Origin of the sequence: Streptomyces sp. NPDC102467 (genome assembly GCF_044765445.1) — a bacterium.
Lineage (GTDB): Bacteria > Actinomycetota > Actinomycetes > Streptomycetales > Streptomycetaceae > Streptomyces.
Genome location: NZ_JBIWKA010000017.1, coordinates 223,164 through 241,664, shown reverse-complemented (window position 1 = coordinate 241,664; position 18,501 = coordinate 223,164). Strand labels below are relative to the sequence as shown.

Below are 18,501 nucleotides of genomic sequence, written 5' to 3'. Positions count from 1 at the left end.
GAGATCCTCGGGCCCACGACTCGATGCAAACCGTCCGCACATACGTGCCACAGTGCCAGAGCACGGGCCCGAAAAACCACCAGCCGACCGCCCCCCCCCCCCCCCCCACCCCCACCCCCCCCCCCCCCCCCCCCCCCCCCCCCCCCCCCCCCCCGCGGGGGTGGGGGGGGGGGGGGGGGGGGGGCCCCCCCCCCCTGGCCTCGGCCAAGACGCGGGGCTCCGCCCCGGACCCTGCTCCTCAAACGCCGGAGGGGCTTGAAGTGCCGGCGGCACCCGCCTCGTACAGCGCATGAGCCACCCGCAGCACCAGCCCGTCCTGATGCCGCCCCGCGACAACCTGCAACCCCACCGGAAGGTGACCGTCACACCCGACCGGCACGGACGCCGCCGGCTGCTGCGTCAGGTTGAACGGGTACGTGAACGGGGTCCACCCCGTCCAGCGCCGCAGCCCCGACCCGGGCGGCACCTCCACCCCCGCCTCGAACGCGGTGATCGGCAGCGAGGGCGTCAGCAGCACGTCGTACGTCGAATGGAACCGGCCCATCCGGCGGCCGAGCGCCATCCGCGTGTCCACCGCCGCCAGATAGTCGAGCGCGCTGTACCGGGCGCCCTGCTCGCAGATCTCCCGCAGCCCCGGATCCAGCAACTGCCGCTGCGCGGGCGACAGGTGCTGCACCACGCGGGCCGCGCCGCTGAACCACAGGACGTGGAACGCCTCGACGGGATCGGTGAAGTCGGGGTCGACCTCCTCCACGTACGCGCCGAGTTCGGCGAGCCGCGTCACCGCCGCCCGTACCCGCGCCGCGACCCCCGGCCGCACCGCGACCTGCCCGCCGAGCGACGGCGAGTACGCCACGCGCAGGCCGCGCACCCCGCCGCCCAGCCCGTCCCGGAAGCTGTCGGCCGCGGGGGCGAGCCCCGACCAGTCGCGCGCGTCGGGGCCGGAGATCACGTCCATCATCAGCGCCGCGTCCGCCGCGTTCCGCGTCATCGGCCCGACGTGCGCCAGCGTTCCGAACGCGGATGCGGGGTACAGCGGGACCCGCCCGTACGTCGGCTTCAGCGCGAAGATCCCGCAGAACGCGGCCGGGATGCGCACCGAGCCGCCACCGTCCGTGCCGAGCGACAGGGGCCCCGCGCCGACCGCGACCGCCGCCGCGCTCCCGCCGCTCGAACCGCCGGCCGTGCGCGAGGTGTCGTACGGGTTGCGCGTCGCCCCCGACAACGGCGAATCGGTGACGCCCTTCCAGCCGAACTCGGGTGTGGTGGTGCGTCCGACGAATACGGCGCCGTGTTCGCGCAGCCGCGCCACCGCGGGCGCGTCCTCGTCCCAAGCGCCGTCCGCGCGTACGGTTTTCGACCCGCGCAGGGTCGGGCCGCCACGCTGCAGCAGGATGTCCTTGACCGTCACCGGCACGCCGTCGACAAGGCCCTGTGGCTCGCCACGCCGCCATCGCCCCGCACTCGCCTCCGCCTCGGCGAGCGCGCCCGCCGCGTCGATCCGCACGAACGCGTTCAGCCGGGGCTCGGTCTCCTCGATCCGGGCGAGTACCGCCCGGGTGGCGTCCACCGGGCTGAACTCCCCCTTGCGGTAGCCGTCGAGAAGTTCCTGCGCGGTCAGTCCGGTGAGCTCGGTGGTCATCCACCCCTCCACACCATGGCGCGACACCATGGATCAGCGAACAGGATCAGCGGTTCAGGATCAGCGGTTCAGGATCAGCGATCAGTTCCCGGGGACATACCCACGTTTCTTGTCGACTACATTCGTCAGCTCCCGGCCGGACTCCCAGAGCCCGTACAACTCCAGGAACTGAAGCCCCAGTTCATCGCGCCAGCCGACCGTGTCGCCGCTCATGTGCGGCGAGACGAGCAGCCCGGGAGCCGTCCACAGCGGGCTGTCCGCGGCCAGCGGCTCGTGCTCGAAGACATCGAGCGCCGCGCCCGCGATCCACCGCTTGTGCAGGGCGTCCACCAGGTCGGACTCTACGACCAACTGCCCACGTCCTACGTTGATGAAGCGGGCGGAGGGCTGCATCACGCCGAATCGGCGCGCGTCGAACATGCCGCGCGTGTCCTCGGTCAGCGGCGCCGCGCACACCACCCAGTCGGCGCGGGCGAGGAGCCGGTCGAGGTCGGCGGGGCCGTGGACACCGTCCCGCGCCCGGCGGCCGACCAGCGCCGTGGTGATGCCAAGTGCCGCGAGCTGTGCGGTGATCGCGTGCCCGATGGGCCCGGATCCGATGACGCAGGCCCGTGTCCCCGCGATGCGCTGCGACTCGCGGTGCCGCCACTCGCGGGACGCCTGCAGGGCGAGCGTGCGCGGCAGGTCCTTGCCCATCGCGAGGACGAGCGCGGCCACGTACTCGGCGATGGGCTGGTCGAAGACGCCGCGGGCGTTGGTCAACACGGTGTCGGAGTCGACGAGTTCGGGGAACATCAGCCGGTCCACGCCCGCGCTCGCGGTGTGCACCCAGCGCGGCCGCGGACCCTCGCCGGGCCATGCGTCCCGTACCGCGTCGGACAGGAAGTCCCACACCAACAGGACGTCGGCCTCGGGGAGCCGGGCCCGCAACTCGGCCGCGTCCGCGGCGTGCAACAGGCGGGCCCGGCCGGTGAGATTGCCGAGCCGGGGCGGCGGTGCGGGAGGCGCGGCGCCCAGGACGAGGACGGCGGGCCTGCGGCCGACCGGACCGGAACCGCCGGAGTCGTCCGAGCGGTCGGAGCCCGGGCCGTCGGGACCGGACACGGCAGGGAAATCGTTTCGCAACGAAGCTCCGCTTTCCTTGAGCAACGAGTCGGGAACGCCGGGCACATCGCGATCATGGCGGGCGGACCGTCTCGCGGCATCCATCTGACATGCGCGGATTGACCACGCTGGCACCTGAACCTACCTTCGTCAACAGGGGTACTGCGTCAGCTCGTTCCCCTCCTCTTCGCTGTCCCGACGTCCCGGCGGCGGACCGCCGGCCAAGCACCGCATCGGCATCATCACGTCAGCTGAACTTGGGGCATGCTCTATGGACGTCTCTTTCCTGGGGGGACCGCAGCCGCAGCGCGGCCTCGGCGTCGTCGCACCGTTCGACTTCGCTCTCGATCGTGAACTGTGGCGCTGGGTGCCCGACCAGATCTCCCTCCACCTCACCCGCACGCCGTTCGTCCCGGTCGAGGTCAGCCTCGATCTGGCCCGGCTGGTCAGCGAGCACGAAACGCTCGGCGAGGCGGTGCGGGCGCTCGGCGCGGCCGAGCCGGAAGTCCTCGCGTACGCGTGCACCTCGGGCAGTTTCGTCGGCGGCATCGCGGGCGAGCGCGCCATGTGCGAGGCGATGCGCCGCGCGGGCGAGCTGCCCTCCCTCACCACGTCGGGCGCGCTCCTGGAGGCGCTCGCCGAACTCGGGGCCCGCCGCATCGCGCTCGTCACGCCCTACACCCAGTCGGTCACCGAGTCGCTGGAGGAGTACCTGGCGGAGGCCGCGATCACGGTCACCGGGCGCGCCTACCTCGGCCTGACCCGGCACATCTGGAAAGTCCCGTACCGGGATGTGGCCGAGATGGCGCGGGCGGCGGTGGGCGGGACGGCCGACGCCCTCTTCATCAGCTGCACGAACCTGCCCACGTACGACGTCATCCCGCAGCTGGAGGCAGAGCTGCGGATTCCGGTGATCTCGGCGAACCAGGTCACGATGTGGGCAGCCCTGCGACGACTGGGTACGCGAGCGGTGGGGCCCTATCAGGCGCTGCTCGACCCGGCGGCGCGACGGCAGTGGCCCCTGCCGGACGACGGGCTCCGGCCCGGACACGGCCTCCCGGAACTTCCGGAGGGCCAGGAAGGGTGGGCATAGACCATGACAGCGCTCGGATTTCTCTACCCAGGACACTCCGCCGAGGACGACTTCCCGCGGATCGAAATGCTGATCGACAGTGACGTCCGGCTGCCCGTCGTCCATACGGACATCGGCGAGGACGCGCACAGGGTCGACGCGCTGCTCGAGATGGGCGCGGCCGACCGGCTGGCCGCCGGCGTCGAGGAACTCCGGCTCGCCGGTGCGGAGGCGGTGGTCTGGGCGTGCACGTCCGCCAGTTTCGTCTTCGGCTGGGACGGCGCGCACGAGCAGGTCAGGGCGCTGGCCCTGGCCGCGGGCCTGCCGGCCTCCAGCACCTCGTTCGCCTTCGCCCACGCGGTGGGCGAACTCGGGGTGCGCCGCGTCGCCGTCGCCGCGACGTACCCGGAGGACGTCGCCGACCATTTCGCCACGTTCCTGAAGGCGTCCGGCGCCGAGGTGCTCTCGGTGCGCGGCAGCGGGATCATCACGGCCGCCGAGGTCGGCACGTGGGGGTGGGAGGAGGTCCTGGCGATGGCCCGGGCCGGTGACCACCCGGACGCGGAGGCGGTCCTCCTGCCCGACACGGCCCTGCACACGGCGGCGTACGTCCGTGACCTGGAGAGGGAGCTCGGCAAGCCGGTCCTCACGGCCAACCAGGTCACCGTCTGGGAGGCGCTGCGCCTGGTGGACCGCCGGGTGAACGCTCCGGCACTGGGCGCGCTCTTCACGAAGGAGCCGGTGGTCCAGGTGTAGCGGCGGTGGCGGGAGGGGGCGGGGCGGGAATAAAGCGGAGCTGGCCTCCGTTAAGCCGGGGTTACTCAGTCTTGACGTCATTCAGGAGGACCCCGTGCCGGCCAACCACGACGAGATCCGCGGCGCAGTCCACGGCACCGCACCGACCCCCCTCTCGGTCCTGGACCTGGTCACCGTGGGCGCGGGCAGTACCGCCACGCAGGCCCTGCGGACCAGCGTGGACATCGCCCGCCTCGCCGAGAGCCGCGGCTATCACCGCTACTGGGTCGCCGAGCACCACTCCATGCCGGGTGTGGCCTCGTCGTCCCCGGCCGTGATCCTGGCGCACCTCGCCGCCCACACCGACCGCGTCCGGCTCGGCTCCGGCGGAGTCATGCTGCCCAACCACGCCCCGCTGGTCATCGCCGAGCAGTTCGGCACGCTGGAGGCCATGGCCCCCGGCCGCGTCGACCTCGGCCTCGGCCGCGCCCCCGGCACCGACGGAGCGACGGCGGCCGCCCTGCGCCGCACCGACCGGCTCAACGAAGGCGCCGACGACTTTCCGCAGCAGCTCGCCGAGCTGACCCGCTTCCTCGACGACGACTTCCCTGACGGCCACCGCTACTCCCGCATCCACGCGGTCCCGGGCCCCGTCCAGGCCACATCCCCGGGCGGCGTCCAGGACCCGCACCGCCCGCCGGTCTGGCTGCTCGGCTCCTCCGGCTTCAGCGCCCGCCTGGCCGGCGTCCTCGGCCTCCCGTTCGCCTTCGCCCACCACTTCTCCGCGCAGAACACCATCCCGGCGCTCGACCTCTACCGCGAGTCGTTCCAGCCCTCCGAACTCCTGGACAAGCCCTACGCCCTCATCGGTGTCTCGGCGCTCGCCACGGACGACGACGGCACCGAGGCCCGCCGCCAGGTGCTCGCCGCCGCGCTCAACATGGTCCGGCTGCGCACCGGCCGCCCCGGCCTGGTCCCGACGCCCGAGGAGGCGGAGGCGCACCGGTTCAACGAGATGGAGCAGGACTTCATCCAGTCCTGGAACTCCAATGTCATCCACGGCACCGTCGACGAGGTCCGCACCGGCCTCGACGACCTGCAAAAGCGCACCGGCGCCGACGAGTTGATGCTCACGGCCAACGCCCACAGCGGCGACGTACGACTGCGCTCGTACGAACTCATCGCGGACGCCTACGGGCTGCCGCGGGCCTGACCGATCAAGCCCGTCCGGCGTTTGAGGACGAGCCCGCAGGGCGACGGAGCGGACGAAGTCCGCTGCCCAGAGTTACCTGTCGGCCAGCAGTACAGAGATCCGCTCCGCCGCGACGGGCCGCGAGTACAACCACCCCTGCCCGGTATCGCACCCGATGCGGCGGAGCCGATCCGCCTGCTCGACCGTCTCCACACACTCCGCGGTCACGGTGAGCCCGAGCCGATGAGCCAACTGCACCATCGCCTCCACGATCACCGCGTCCGCCGGATCCTCGGGCGCACCGGAACCGGCACCCGCCCCGTCCTGGAACCCGCGCACGAACGCCCCGTCCAACTTCAGTACCGACACGGGAAGCCGGCTCAGATAGGCGAGGTTCGAGTACCCGGTACCGAAGTCGTCGATGGCGATGCGCACGCCCATGTCGCTGAGATCCCGCAGCGCCTGCAGAGGCCGCCCGGCGGACCCCATCACGGCGGACTCGGTGAGCTCCAACTGCAGCAGCTCCGGCGCCAGTTGCGTCTCGTCCAGGATGCGCGCGACATCGGCGACCAGGTCCGAGTCCCACACCTGACGTACCGCCACATTGACGCTGACGAAGACCGGCGGCACGCCCGGGTGCGCCAGCTGCCACTCCCGCGCCTGCCGACAGGCGGTCTCCAGGACCCAGCGCCCCAACTGCACGATGGAGCCGTCCTCCTCGGCGAGCCCGATGAACCGATTCGGCGTGAGCAGGCCGAACCGGGGGTGCCGCCAGCGCACCAGCGCCTCGACCCCGCGCAGGCCGCCGTCCTCAAGGCGTACCAACGGCTGGTACTCCAGGACGAATTCACCCCGCTCGACGGCCGGCCGCAACCCCGCCGACAGGACCTGACGGGTCATCCGACGCGCGTTGCGCTCCGGGTCGAACAGGGTCCAGCGCGCCTTGCCGTCGGCCTTCGCCCAGTACAGGGTGGTGTCCGCGGCCTGCATCAGGCCCGTGGTGCTGGTGCCCGCGACCTGCCGCTCGACGACTCCGATCGAGGCCGAGACCACCAGGTGCTGCCCCGACAGGTCGAACGGCTCCCGCAGCGCGCCGAGCACCGCCTCCGCCAGGTCCGACAACTGCTCCGTGCCGGTCGAGTCCTCCACGAGCAGCGCGAACTCGTCGCCGCCGAGCCTGGCCACCAGCGGGGTGCCGGTGGCGTGATGGGCCAGCTGCGCGCAGTGCGTGAGCCGCTCGGCGACGGCGGCGAGCAGCCGGTCGCCGACGTGGTGGCCGAGGGTGTCGTTGACCGCCTTGAACCCGTCGAGGTCGAGATAGCACAGACCCACCCGGCCGGTCGCGCCCGTGCCCTCGTACGCACCGGCCTCCAGGGCGCAGGCGAGGCGTTCGAAGAACAGGGCGCGGTTGGGCAGCCGGGTCACGGGGTCGTGCATCCGCAGGTGGCGCAATTGGGCCTGGAGATCGCGGTGCGCGTCGATGTCGCTGAGCGAGAGCAGTACGACGTCGGCGCCGGGCACCGGCGACACCGTGATCCGTACCCATACCGAGTGGCCCGCCGCGTGCTTGAGGCGGCGGGTGCGGCCGAGCCGGGCCTGCCGGCCCCGCAGCACCTCGCGGTAGGCGTCCCAGGTGCGCGGGTCGGAGGCCAGGTCGAGCAGTTCGGCGGCGATGAGGCCGACGAGCGGCTCCGAGCCCTCGCCGCGCAACAGCGTGAGCGCGGCGGTGTTGGCACCGACGATCAGCCCGTTGCGGTCGGCGAGCAGCATGGGCTGGGGCGCGGCGAGGAACGCGGCCCCGTGGACGGCCTGCGCGGGGCGCTCGCGCGCGTGATCACTCTGCGTGAGAATTTCGGGGCACGAGGCGGGTGGGGGCACCTCCGCCGCGGTCGTGGGCCCTTCGGGCTGTGCGCTCACCGTTCGCTCCCCGTAGTGCGTGGTCTGGTCGCGTGGTCCGGTCGCGTGGTCCGGTCGTGTGGTCTGGTGCGGCCGGGTCCCGGCAGGAAAGTGTGCCGATCATAGAGGCCGGTCGGACGGCCTATCCAGCCTTGTCCACGGGTGACCTGGTTCCGGGCGGACGTAATTCGCCTCGCCAGATCGTTTCTGCTCGCCCCCGTACGGGCTTCTGCCGCACCTCGATCGTCTGTGACGGCCTGTGACCGCTCGGGGTGTCGCCCCTCACTCGTCCGGGCCAGATAAACAGGGCGAACCATAACAAATAGCCACACTCTGGGTGGGTTGCCCCACATTCCCGTCCCGGAGGTCGACTTGCCGCGTCCGCAGCCACTCGGGGGAGTGGACAAGCCCCGCCTGCGCGCCACCGCGGCGGCGCTGACCGCTCTCACCGCCCTGGCCGCCACCGGTCTGGTCGCGGGGCCCGCCGCCGGCGCCCCGTATGCGGGGCCGTGCGCCCTGGAGCGCAGCGCGGCCCACCACTCCGAGGGCCTGGACACCTGGAACACGGCCTACCCGCGTCCCCTGAAGACCCTGAACGCCGTGCTGGTCTTCCTCTCCTTCCCCGACTCGCTGCCACGGACGACGCCCCAGGAGCTGACGGCCGACTACTTCCCGGCCACCAGCCGCTTCTTCGACCGGGCCTCGTACGGCAAGTTCTCGCTGGTCCCGCACCCGCAGCGGGAGTGGCTCGAAATGCCGCGGGACTCGACGTCGTACGAGATACGGCGTGACTGGAACGCGGCGGACCGCAGCGCGTATCTGCGCGACGCGCTGAAGGTGGCGGATCCGCGCACGGACTTCAGCAAGTACGACGTCGTCTACTTCGTCGCCGATCCGGATGCGCCGGGCGTCGACTCGGACGCCACGAAGGTCGTGAACTTCGACAGGCCGATGCGGGCGGACGGCACCGACATCCGGCGCGTCGTCACCGTCTTCGAGCAGCACCCGCCGGACCGCAATGTCCTCGCGCACGAGACGGGTCACGTCTTCGACCTGCCCGATCTGTACCACCGGCCGTCCGACGGCAAGGGCGACTGGGACACGTACGTCGGCGACTGGGATGTCATGGGCAGCCAGTTCGGGCTCGCGCCGGACTTCTTCGGCTGGCACAAGTGGAAGCTCGGCTGGCTGGATCCCCGGCAGGTGGCGTGCGTGACCCGCACCGGGCCGACCCGGCTGACGCTGGAGCCGCTGAGCGCGGCGCCGAGCGCGGCCGGCGCCCCGTTCGGCACCGGGGACGGCACCAAACTTGCGGTGGTACGGACCGGGCCCTCAAGCGCCATCGCCCTGGAGGCCCGCGGCACGGGCGGCAACGACAGCGCCACCTGCAACCAGGGCGTCCTCGTCTACCGCGTACGCAGTGACTCCTCCTCCGGCGCAGGCCCCGTCCAGGTTCTCGACGCCCACCCGGGCACCGAGGCCTGCTACGGCGACTCGGTGTACCCGCCCCTCGCGGACGCCCCGATCGAAGCGGGGGAGAGCTTCACGGTGCCGGGGGAGAACATCCACATCGAGGCCGAGGACCGAACCGCCTCCGGCGCGTGGACAGTGAAGGTGACGGTGGGCTGAGCGCCCAACGTCTTGAGGGGGACGCCCTCCGGCCCCCAGCCCAAGCACGGGCTCGGGGGTGTGGGTGGCGGAGCCCCCACAACGCGCGGTGCAGCCGCGCAAAAACAACGGTGGCGGGACGGTTCGCGTTTTCCGCGAACACATCCCGCCACCGACAACGTGCGCCGCCAGGGACTCGAACCCCGGACCCGCTGATTAAGAGTCAGCTGCTCTAACCAACTGAGCTAGCGGCGCCTGCTGACGTCGTAGACTTTAGCATCCTGATCGGCGGCAGGAAAAATCGAAATCCGGGCTGCCGCGTCCACGTCGGCGCGGGCCGCCCGGACGCATGCCCAGAGCACTACTTCCGGGCCCGGAAGCCACGGGCGGCGGGTGTCGGGGGCGACCACCCAGCGGGACTCGAGGTGCGGGTCGGAGAGGGCGGCGCGGGCGGGCACGGTGACCGCGTCGCCGGTGCCGTGGCAGAGCAGGGGCGGCACTGCCGGGCCCCACTCCTCCCACCGAAGGAGCGAGGGCAGTCGCTGGGCGGTGCCCGGCGCGGTGAAGAGCAGCATGCGGCCGCGGTGGGCGGCGACCGGGCCCGTGCCGGGGCCTTCGTCCCACAAGCGGTCTAACATCCGGCGGCCGAAGACCGCCGGTACGTTCACCACGTCGAAGACCGATCCGCACGGCAGTACCACGGGGGCGGCGGGGCGGGATTCCCAGTGGGAGAGGGTCGAGCGCGGATACGTTCCTGCGGAGGCGAGCCAGGCAGCGCCTTCCGGGGTGACATCGGAGGGGTCGAAGCGGTCGTGGGGGGCGCCGGGGTCAGGGGCAAGGTTGTTCATACCCCCAACGTCTACAGGGTGTGCGTATTCAGCTCCTCAGGGTTGCCGGAAACCGGGACAGGAGGGGGAGCAGGGGGGTATCTTGCCCCTCTGGCATATGCCAATCGATCTTTACGGGGCCTGCTCGGTGGTGCCACGCAGCAGCTCACGCCCGAATTCGACCATCTTCTTCGCATAGTCCTCTGTCCACTCCGCGCGCTCCGCGATGTCACCCGGGGTCAGCCGGTCGAAGCGCCGCGGATCGGCGAGCTGGGCCGCCGCGATCGCCTGGAACTCGATGGACCGGTCGGTCGCCGCGCGGAAGGCGAGCGTCAGCTCCGTGGCGCGGGCGAGCAACTCCCGGGGGTCCGCGATGGACTCCAGGTCGAAGAAGTGCTCCGGGTCGCCGGCGGCCTCCGCGGGCTCGAAGATGAGCGGGGCGGGGCGCAGCCGCGGCTGCGGGGTACGGGGCCGCTCGGGCTCCGCCATGGTGGTTCCTCCTTGTGCCGAGTCCGGCCCGCTCGGTGCCCGGGCCGCCTTCCATTGTCCGACGGCGCGCAAGTGGGCCTCCGCCGCGTACGGCAACGACCCCAGTGCGCCCGGCAGCGCTTCTACGGCGTCCAGCCGACCCGGTGCTCCGAGAGCCGGGCCAGCACGGAGTGATTGGCCTCCCAGCCGTCGGGAAACTTCACATGCACCCCCAGCTGCACCGGCTCCGTCGACGGATGCTCGTCGAGGAGGTCGGCGACACCGGCCCGGCACACCACGACGCACGCGTGCCGGTGACGGGACGCGAGCACGCACAGGCGGCCCGTCTCCAGGTGGAACGCGGTCGCGTCCGGCCGGCCCGACAGCGGATGCAGCACCACGGTCACGTCGAACTCCCGGCCCTGCAGCCGGTTCGCCGTGTCCACGGTGACGTCCCGCACGCCGAGGTCGGCCAGCGCGGAGCGGACCGCCGCCGCCTGGTCGCGGTGCGCGGTACCGACACAGATCCGGTCGGCGGTCAGCGGCGCCTTCGCGGGCCCCCGCTCGGAACGGGTGACGCCCTCCCGGTCGAGCAGGCGCCGCACGACCAGCGCCACGGCCCGCACCGCTTCCGGATCCGTCCGGGGCGTGTGCGCGGCGGGCAGTTCGAGCAGCCCCCAGCCGGCCTCTGCCGCCTCGTCGATGACCCGGTCGGGGCCCGAACCGTCCGACGCGACAAGGAACTCCAGCTCCCGGTCGCCCTCGTCGGTACCGCTGCGGAACGGCGTGAAAGGGTAGAACGCCCCCGACACCAGCGGCGCCGCCGACGCGGGCAGCCGCCACGACACGGGCAGCCGGTGCTGCGGCAACTCGGGGTTGTGGGCGAGCAGCGTCGACACCGCCGAGGCCGACGGGTCGTACGAAAGCCCCGCCCACTGTTCCGAGCCGACGATCGCGAACGGGTCCAACTGCCCCGGGTCGCCCACGAACAGCGCCCGCTCGAACAGTCCCGCCACGGCGAGGAGCGCGTCGGACCGCATCTGGTACGCCTCGTCGACGATCGCGTGGAGCCATGGCCCACCGGCGTCGGAGACCTTCACGTGCGCCCACTTCGCGGCGGTCGACAGGACCACCGGCAGCGGTGCGAGGTCGCCCGCCTTCGTCGACGTGCGGACGTTCGGCAGATCGTCGAGCGCCTTGTCGTACGCGTCCGGGTCGCTGCTGTGCAGGCGGCCGACGGGCAGCTCGGGGTTCTTCTCGTGGAGCCGTAGGACGAGGTCGTCCACCTGCGCGTTCGTCTGCGCGACGACCATCAACGGGCGTCCCGCGTCAGCGAGTTCGAGCGCGGCCCGCACGACGAGGGTCGACTTGCCCGCGCCCGGCGGGGAGTCCACGACGACGCCGCGGGCGTCACCGTGCAGCGTGTCGCGCAGGATGGCCTCCGTCGCCAGGCCGGCGGCGGCGGACGGGCTGAGGGTGCCCGGGTCGAGAGCCGAGGGGCCAAGGGGTGTCACGGTCACAGCAGGTCCTCCGAGGTCACGGCGTCCGGCGTCGACGCGTCCGCGCCCGGCGGGCCGCCGTGCGTCCACGGCGTCTCCTCCGGGTCCGGCAGCTTGGGCCCGCCGCGCTGCTCGTGCTCGAACAGCGTCCAGCACACCCGGTCCCCCTTGCGCGGCACGGACCCCTCCTCCGGCTCCTTGCCGCGCCCCATCTTGTCCAGCAGCCGCAGCACGACCGTGCCCTGCGCCTCGCCCTCGGCGGCGTCGTCCTCGTATCCCACGAACTCGGCTGCCTGCGGTTTGCCTTCGAGGGAGCGGAACACCTTCACGCGCTCCCCGAGATGCGGCCGGTCGTCCGTGCGGACCGTGATCAGCGGCCGCGGGCGCTTCTTGTCGTTGTACGCCGCCACGACTTCGGTCACCTCGCCCGCGAAGGCCTCTCCCGCGAGCCGCCGGCCCGCCATCACCAGCGGGTCGTCGAGCGCCTCCTGCGCGTCCAGGCGGGCCTGTTCCCGCTCCCGCGTGGCCAGCTTGTTCGCCGCGGTCACCGCGTCGTCGCGGCGCGGCTGCGGCGGCTCGCCCGCGGCCACCCGGTCGCGGTGCCCGGTGAAGGACCAGCGGTCCCGCGTCCAGCGCTCCGCCGCGCGCGGCCCCTCGGGCAGCGTGCACAGCAGGTCGAGGCCGCGCCACACCGCGTCCCAGGTGGGCCGGGTCCGCGACTCGACCAGGACGTGGATCTCCCGCTCGGCGGCGGCGAGTTCGGCCAGGCGGCCGTCGGCCTCGACCGGGTCCTCGGTCGCCGCCAGTCGCGTACGGGCCCGGTCGTAGCGCTCGATCGCCGGCGCGAGCAGCTTGTTGTCGAAAGCGGGGTCGGTGGCAGGACCCGCCGGCGGGCAGAGCAACTGGCCGTCCGGGCCCCGGTCCAGCTCGGCGCGGAGCGCGGCCTCGGCGCCCGACGTGCCCTGGGGCGCCGCGATCCAGGCGAGCAGCGCGCCCAGATGCTGGTCCTCAAGGCTCGACTGGCCCGTCGCCCAGTGCCGGGAGAGCAGGTCGGTCATCGCGAGCAGGAGCGAGGAGCCGGGGACACGGGCCCGCTCCCCGTAGTGCGTCAGCCAGCGGCCGAGCAGCGGCACGTGCGGCGGCGCCGGGTAGGGCGTCTCCGGGTCCTGCTCCGCGGTGCGGCGGAACCGCATCGACCGGCCGAGGAGCCGCACGAGCTCGATGCCCGCGCGGCTCGGCACGATCAACTGCGGTGCGTCCGCGCACAGTTCGACCTCGACCTTGACCTTCTTGCCGGTCTCCGGATCGGTCTCGCTGCGCTCGGCGGCCTCGACGTCACCCGCGTACCCGTCGACGTAGGGCAGGACGGTCTCGGCGAGCTGCGTCAGGAACGTGAAGCGCAGGTCGCGGTCGCGCGGCTGCGGCACGACGAGGAGGCGCGGGGAGGTCCGCTCGGTGCCGACCAGGGCGCCGAGCGGGGCGCCGGTCTCGCCCGCGGTCGTCAACGGCACGATGACCAGCGGCCGTTGAGAGAGGTGCCGGTGCCGGACCGTGGCGATGGGCTGGGCGCGGCCCGTGCTGGTGGCTTCCAGGCGGGCCAGGTGGTTGATCAGGCTCACGGGGCGGGCTCCTCGGCTTGCGTGGACGGGACCCGTACGTCAGCGGTCACCTCGGTGTTCAGCACCGGGCACCTCCGAGGGCCTCGGCCCGCAGTGCTGCGGCGCGCCGCAGTGCCGCCACCGTCGGATCCGCCGGGTCGCCCGCCTCGCCGTGGGCCGCGGCGAGCACCGCGTCCACCGTGGTCAGACCGCCGAGCTCGGCGCGCAGCGGCCGGCCGAGGGCCGTCACCGCGCCCGCCGCCCGCGACCGGTCCCGGCAGTGGAACGCCAGCTCGCAGGCGGCCAGACACTCCGGCGCGTACGTGGCGGGCACCGACTCGACCGCCGCGGTCAGCTCGGCGGCGGGCCGGGCCGGGTCGAGCACGGTGCCGGGCGGCAACTGCGCCGCGATGTCCTCGATCCGGGTGAGCCGCCGCAACTGGCGCCGCGTCACCGACAGTTGCTTGCGCACGTCCACGGCGGACGCGGCCGGCAGGTTCGAGAAGTCCTTCGGGCAGACCAGGACCACCCGGTCACGGACCAGCACCGAGGTGTCCGGAAGCCGGGCCGCGACCTGCTCAAGAGCCAGTACGTACACCGCGGCCTGCCGCGCGGCCGCGCCCACCTTCGCCGCGTCCGCCGCGCCGTCGATCATCGGGAAGGACTTGATCTCGACGACCGTCCAGCTCCCGTCCGGATGCACCACCACCGCGTCGGGCTCCAGGAACGCCGGGCTGCCCGCCACGTCCAGGGCGAGCATCGGGTGGTCGAGGAACGTCCAGGAGCCGGGGGAGTCCACCGCCTCGCGCAGGGCGAGAGCCGTGCGCGCGGTACGGCCCTCGGGCCCGACCGCCGAAAGATCAGGAGCGCGGACGAGCTCGGGGGCCGGCTCCGGCGCATCGGCGTCCACGCGCGCGTGCACCAGGTGCAGCAGCCGGGAGCCGCCGTCCGCCTTCACCCGCGCCTCGAACACATTGCCGCGCGCCAGGGCGAACTGGGACTGACCGAACGCCGAGGGTGAACCGAGCGCGTCCGCGAGTCTCGCCTTGTCCACACCCGCGCCGTCCAGCAGCGCCCGCCTGCTGCACCCCGGGTTCGCCGCGAGGGCGGCCAGGGCACGGGCGTCCAGCGGGCGCGGCGGATTGTCGGGGCCGCGCAGCTCAGCGAGCCGGTGCCGCAGCCCCGTCGCCTGTGTCGTGCGACGTGGCGGACTTGCGCTGTCGGGGAATTCGCTCACCCTGGGGAGTCTGGCACTCTCCACTGACATTCGAGGAACGAGTGGCGGAAGGGGCAGCCTGGGAGGCGCCCGCGAGCACCGTGTTCACCCGGTCCCTGATCCGTTCCGCGACCAGCGTCACCGGCTTCGTCAGGAGCAGGCCCGCGCCCATCACGGCCACCCCGGCCAGCGCGTCGAAGAAGTAGTGGTTGGCCGTGCCCATCACGACGATCGTGGTGATCAGCGGGTAGGCGACACCGACGGCCTTCGCGTACGGGCTGCGTCCGTTGCGCCACAGCATGACCCCGCACCACAGCGCCCAGCCGACGTGCAGGCTCGGCATCGCCGCGTACTGGTTGGTCATGCCGCCCAGGCCCTTGGGCGCACTGGCCGCCCCGCCCCACCAGCCGTACGAGCTGTACTGGGCCATCGTGTCGACGAAGCCGTGGCCCGCGGCGAGCAGCCGCGGCGGGCAGGTAGGCAGCATCGTGAAGCCGATCAGACCGATCAGCGTGGAGGTCATCAGCCAGGTCCTGGCCGCCCGGTAGAGATGGGCGCGGCGCCGGAAGAGCCAGATCAGGACGGCCGGAGTGACCACGTAGTGCAGTGAGGCGTACCAGAAGTCGGCGGGTACACCGAGCCACGGCTCACGGGTGAAGAGGCGGTTCAGCGGGTGTTCGAGATTGAGGTGGACGGCCTGCTCGGCTCTCAGCAGCGCCAGACCGTGGTCGACGGCCGCGCTCACATCTCCGCGGGCGAGCAGCCGCCCCGCCGAGTACGCCCCGTACACGAGGAGGATCAGCGGCAGTTCGGTCCACCACCTGAGCCGAACGCCGGGTATCGCCTCCGTGCGCGGTGCGTGGTCGATCTGTGACATTCGGGCCGCTCCCCCTCTTCCTCGTCCGCGGCCTCCGGCCACTTTGCTCACCTTACGGTGCATGTGGGGCTCGGCGTGGGTGACCCCTGACCCTCGTAGACGCGGAGATCACTCACCGGGTTGCCCGACAGGCGGCTCGCAATCCGGTTGCGCGATGATGGACGGGGCGACGCTGCCCGTTCGTCCCTCGTTCACCCCGAACGTCCTGTAGTTCCGTAGTTCCGTACCTCTGTAGTCCTTCTGTACGTCCTGTATCTGTACGCCTTGTAGTCGTGAAAGGTCCTCGCATGGCACCGCGCATTCTGTTGGCCCGGCACGGACAGACGGAGTGGTCCCTGTCCGGACGGCACACCGGAAGGACGGACATTCCTCTCCTGGAAGAGGGGCGGCGTGGCGCGAAACTGCTCGGCGAGCGGCTGCACAGGGCGCCCTACGACGGGCTGGCCGGAGTCGACGTGCGCACCTCCCCGCTGGTGCGGGCGAGCGAGACGTGCGCGCTGGCCGGGTTCGGGGAGCGGGCCACTCCGTGGGACGCGCTGATGGAGTGGGACTACGGCGCGTACGAAGGGCTCACCCCGGCGCAGATCCAGGAGATGCGGCCCGGCTGGTTCATCTGGCGCGACGGCGTGCCCGACGGGGAGAGCATCGCCGAGGTGACGGCGCGGGCCGACGAGGTCGTGGAGTGGGCCAGGTCCGCCGACCGCGACGGCCGTGACCTTCTCGTCTTCGCCCACGGCCACATCCTGCGCTCGATCGGCGCGCGCTGGCTCGGCCTGCCCCTGGACTTCGCGTCCCGCATCCGCCTCAACCCGACGTCGCTCTCCGTTCTGGGGTGGGCGTACGGGGAGCCGGCGATCGAGAGCTGGAACGAGTCGGGTCACCTGACGGCGGGCTGACCGGTACCGCCTTCGCGCCGTCGCGGGTCGCGCTTTCGCCGGCGTGCGCGGGCCGGTGGGGCTTCTCGCGCCGTTCCCCGCGCCCCTGGAGCATGCGGCTTCGCCGCAGCCCCATGGCGCGCGTTTCGTGCGCGCCGATGAAATGCCGCACGCAGTGCGCATTTCGGGGGGCGGGGAACGGCGCGACCAGGCCCCACCGTGGCGCACGTCAAGTCAAGATGCCGCACGTAGTGCGCATTTCAGGGGCGCGGGGAACGGCGCGAGAAGCCCCACCGGCCCGCGCACGCCGACGAAGCAGCAACCCGCAACGGCGCGCCCCGGCGCACAGGCGTCACCTACCGGCGAGACAGCGCGTGCGCCTCCAAGAACGCCGCCACCCCGGCCGCCCGGCGATGCGGCAGCAGAACCCGCGCCGTGGCCGCCAGCATCGATTCGATCCGGGACGACCGCACGTCCCGGAGCAGGCCGAGCGCCCGCGCCCCGGCGGAGGCCGCTTCGTCGGGCTGGCCGGCCCGGGCCAGGTCGTCCGCCAACTCGGCCGTGTACAGGGCGGTGTTGCGGGTGAAGTGCGGGTCCTGGAGGGCGACGGCGCGCCGCGCGTGCCGGGTCGCGCGCGGCCATGCGCCGAGAGCCGACCAGCACTGCGCCTCCAGGCCCTCCAGCTCGGCCTCCCCGTAGAACGACATCCACTCCGGGTCCGCGTCCGAGCCGCCCCGCGCGAACAACGCCTGCGCCCGCGCCAGCGCCCGCTCGCACGCCGGACGGTCGCCGAGCCCGGCCCAGCCGCCCGCCTCCCGCAGCGCGAGGAGCGAGAGCAGGCGCGGTGAGCCGAGCGGCGCCGCCACTCTGGTCGCCGCCTGCGACGCCCGTACGGCCTCGCGCGGGCGCCCCGCGTCCCGTGCGAGGAACGCGGTGTTGCAGAAGGCGTGCGCCTCCAGTGCCTCGTCGCCCGCCATCCGCGACGTGGCCAGCGCCTCCGCGTAATGCGAGCGCGCGTCGTCGAAGCGGCCCGAGTCGTGGGCCAGCCAGCCGACGGAGATGGCCAGTTCACCCGCTCCGGTCTGCAGCCGGTCGGAGACGTCGCGCTGCGCGATGCCCGCGTCGAGCAGTTCGAAGGCGGTCCGCAGCGGCGCCGCGGCCCGCCGGTACAGGCCGTCGGCGCCGTGCCTATCGTCGAGCAGCCGGATCCGCCGGATCGCCTCCTCCACGGCACGCGCGCCGGTCCGCGCGGGATGCCGGTCGAGGGCGGCGTCTCCCGGGGTGGTGCCGAGCGGAACGCCGAAGGGCGCCAGGGCGGCGACGGCCACGGTGGCCGTCGAGCCGGTCATGCCTGTCATGAATGCGCGACGCCGCACGTCGCTCTCCTCGTGGTGCGTGTACTCAGTGGCTTCGGGACGTGAGGGACTTGCGGGACTTGAGGGACGTACAGCGCGTGGAAGACGTACGGGACCCGCGGGGCGCGGCAGCGCGGTCGCCAGGGGTGGGCGCGCGCTCCTGCCGCGTACCGAGGCGCGGGGCGCGAACCCGAGGTCGGCCAGCGAGCGGCCCGGGAACATGTGCAGGAAGACCCGTTCGTACGCGTAGTTGGGGCAGCGGATCGCGCCGGACTCGACGCGTCCGATGTAGCGCGCGTCGCAGCTGACGCGCTCGCCGATCTCGCGGGCCGCCCGCCGTACCGCGGCCGCGAACTCGCCCGGCGACCGCTGTCCGCGCAGCCGCCGGAAGGCGAGGTTCGGGCGCGGGTGCTGCGGCGCCGGGGTGTCCGGAAAATACGGAGACGACGTCATGGGCGGGTCCTCCCGTGCGAACCGTGCCGGACGCCAGGGGAGTTGGCAGAACTCAAAAGGTCGGGAGGCACCCGCGGGTCCGTG

At 72.8% G+C, this 18,501-nt stretch carries 15 protein-coding genes and 1 tRNA gene; 5 read left to right on the top strand and 11 right to left on the bottom strand.

The features are described from left to right. Nucleotides 1–238 precede the first annotated feature (238 nt). A complete protein-coding gene (locus ACIREE_RS32730) occupies nt 239–1,642 on the bottom strand; it encodes an amidase (protein ID WP_404160322.1) in 1,404 nt (467 codons plus the stop codon). 81 nt (nt 1,643–1,723) lie between these two features. Then, the gene (locus tag ACIREE_RS32725; RefSeq protein WP_404160344.1) at nt 1,724–2,659 is read right to left on the bottom strand and encodes a D-2-hydroxyacid dehydrogenase; all 936 of its coding nucleotides are present in this window, start codon (nt 2,657–2,659) and stop codon (nt 1,724–1,726) included. A gap of 358 nt (nt 2,660–3,017) precedes the next feature. On the opposite strand from ACIREE_RS32725, the gene ACIREE_RS32720 reads away from it, so the two are divergent. The 3 genes from ACIREE_RS32720 (at nt 3,018) to ACIREE_RS32710 (ending at nt 5,766) form a co-directional block, all read left to right on the top strand. After that, nucleotides 3,018–3,839 (top strand): aspartate/glutamate racemase family protein, encoded by an 822-nt coding sequence (locus ACIREE_RS32720; RefSeq protein ID WP_404160318.1) that lies wholly within the window; start codon nt 3,018–3,020, stop codon nt 3,837–3,839. A 3-nt stretch (nt 3,840–3,842) separates the two neighbouring features. After that, nucleotides 3,843–4,574 carry a decarboxylase gene (locus tag ACIREE_RS32715; protein WP_404160315.1) on the top strand — a complete coding sequence of 244 codons (732 nt, stop codon included), beginning with the start codon at nt 3,843–3,845 and terminating at the stop codon, nt 4,572–4,574. Nucleotides 4,575–4,668: 94 nt separating this feature from the next. Continuing rightward, nucleotides 4,669–5,766: an LLM class flavin-dependent oxidoreductase gene (locus tag ACIREE_RS32710; protein ID WP_404160312.1), complete on the top strand. Its 1,098-nt coding sequence runs from the start codon at nt 4,669–4,671 to the stop codon at nt 5,764–5,766. 72 nt (nt 5,767–5,838) lie between these two features. Here the strand turns inward: ACIREE_RS32710 and ACIREE_RS32705 are convergent, their stop codons facing one another. Next, nucleotides 5,839–7,662, bottom strand: a complete 1,824-nt coding sequence (locus ACIREE_RS32705) for a putative bifunctional diguanylate cyclase/phosphodiesterase (protein ID WP_404160308.1) — start codon at nt 7,660–7,662, stop codon at nt 5,839–5,841. A gap of 378 nt (nt 7,663–8,040) precedes the next feature. On the opposite strand from ACIREE_RS32705, the gene ACIREE_RS32700 reads away from it, so the two are divergent. Further along, a complete protein-coding gene (locus tag ACIREE_RS32700; protein ID WP_404160306.1) occupies nt 8,041–9,270 on the top strand; it encodes a M6 family metalloprotease domain-containing protein in 1,230 nt (409 codons plus the stop codon). Between the two features lie 160 nt (nt 9,271–9,430). Here ACIREE_RS32700 and ACIREE_RS32695 read toward each other — a convergent pair. The 7 genes from ACIREE_RS32695 to ACIREE_RS32665 all read right to left on the bottom strand — a co-directional run bounded on the left by ACIREE_RS32695 (nt 9,431) and on the right by ACIREE_RS32665 (nt 15,734). Continuing rightward, nucleotides 9,431–9,504, bottom strand: a tRNA-Lys gene (locus tag ACIREE_RS32695). Then, complete coding sequence (locus ACIREE_RS32690) at nt 9,495–10,097, bottom strand: bifunctional DNA primase/polymerase (protein ID WP_404160303.1); 603 nt, start codon at nt 10,095–10,097, stop codon at nt 9,495–9,497. Before ACIREE_RS32690 ends, ACIREE_RS32695 begins: the two co-directional genes overlap by 10 nt. Nucleotides 10,098–10,208: 111 nt before the next feature. Next, nucleotides 10,209–10,565, bottom strand: a complete 357-nt coding sequence (locus ACIREE_RS32685) for a hypothetical protein (RefSeq protein ID WP_404160301.1) — start codon at nt 10,563–10,565, stop codon at nt 10,209–10,211. Between the two features lie 122 nt (nt 10,566–10,687). Beyond that, complete coding sequence (locus ACIREE_RS32680) at nt 10,688–12,058, bottom strand: AAA domain-containing protein (protein ID WP_404160341.1); 1,371 nt, start codon at nt 12,056–12,058, stop codon at nt 10,688–10,690. A gap of 2 nt (nt 12,059–12,060) precedes the next feature. Further along, a complete protein-coding gene (locus ACIREE_RS32675; protein ID WP_404160299.1) occupies nt 12,061–13,662 on the bottom strand; it encodes a hypothetical protein in 1,602 nt (533 codons plus the stop codon). 58 nt (nt 13,663–13,720) lie between these two features. Next, the gene (locus tag ACIREE_RS32670; protein ID WP_404160296.1) at nt 13,721–14,908 is read right to left on the bottom strand and encodes a hypothetical protein; all 1,188 of its coding nucleotides are present in this window, start codon (nt 14,906–14,908) and stop codon (nt 13,721–13,723) included. Next, the gene (locus tag ACIREE_RS32665; RefSeq protein WP_404160293.1) at nt 14,802–15,734 is read right to left on the bottom strand and encodes a phosphatase PAP2 family protein; all 933 of its coding nucleotides are present in this window, start codon (nt 15,732–15,734) and stop codon (nt 14,802–14,804) included. The genes ACIREE_RS32670 and ACIREE_RS32665 overlap by 107 nt, the downstream gene beginning before the upstream one ends. 287 nt (nt 15,735–16,021) lie before the next feature. Here ACIREE_RS32665 and ACIREE_RS32660 point away from each other — a divergent pair, with 287 nt between their 5' ends. Next, complete coding sequence (locus ACIREE_RS32660; protein ID WP_404160290.1) at nt 16,022–16,630, top strand: histidine phosphatase family protein; 609 nt, start codon at nt 16,022–16,024, stop codon at nt 16,628–16,630. A 335-nt stretch (nt 16,631–16,965) separates the two neighbouring features. Here ACIREE_RS32660 and ACIREE_RS32655 read toward each other — a convergent pair whose 3' ends face one another. Continuing rightward, nucleotides 16,966–18,417, bottom strand: a complete 1,452-nt coding sequence (locus ACIREE_RS32655; protein WP_404160287.1) for a tetratricopeptide repeat protein — start codon at nt 18,415–18,417, stop codon at nt 16,966–16,968. Nucleotides 18,418–18,501 lie beyond the last annotated feature (84 nt).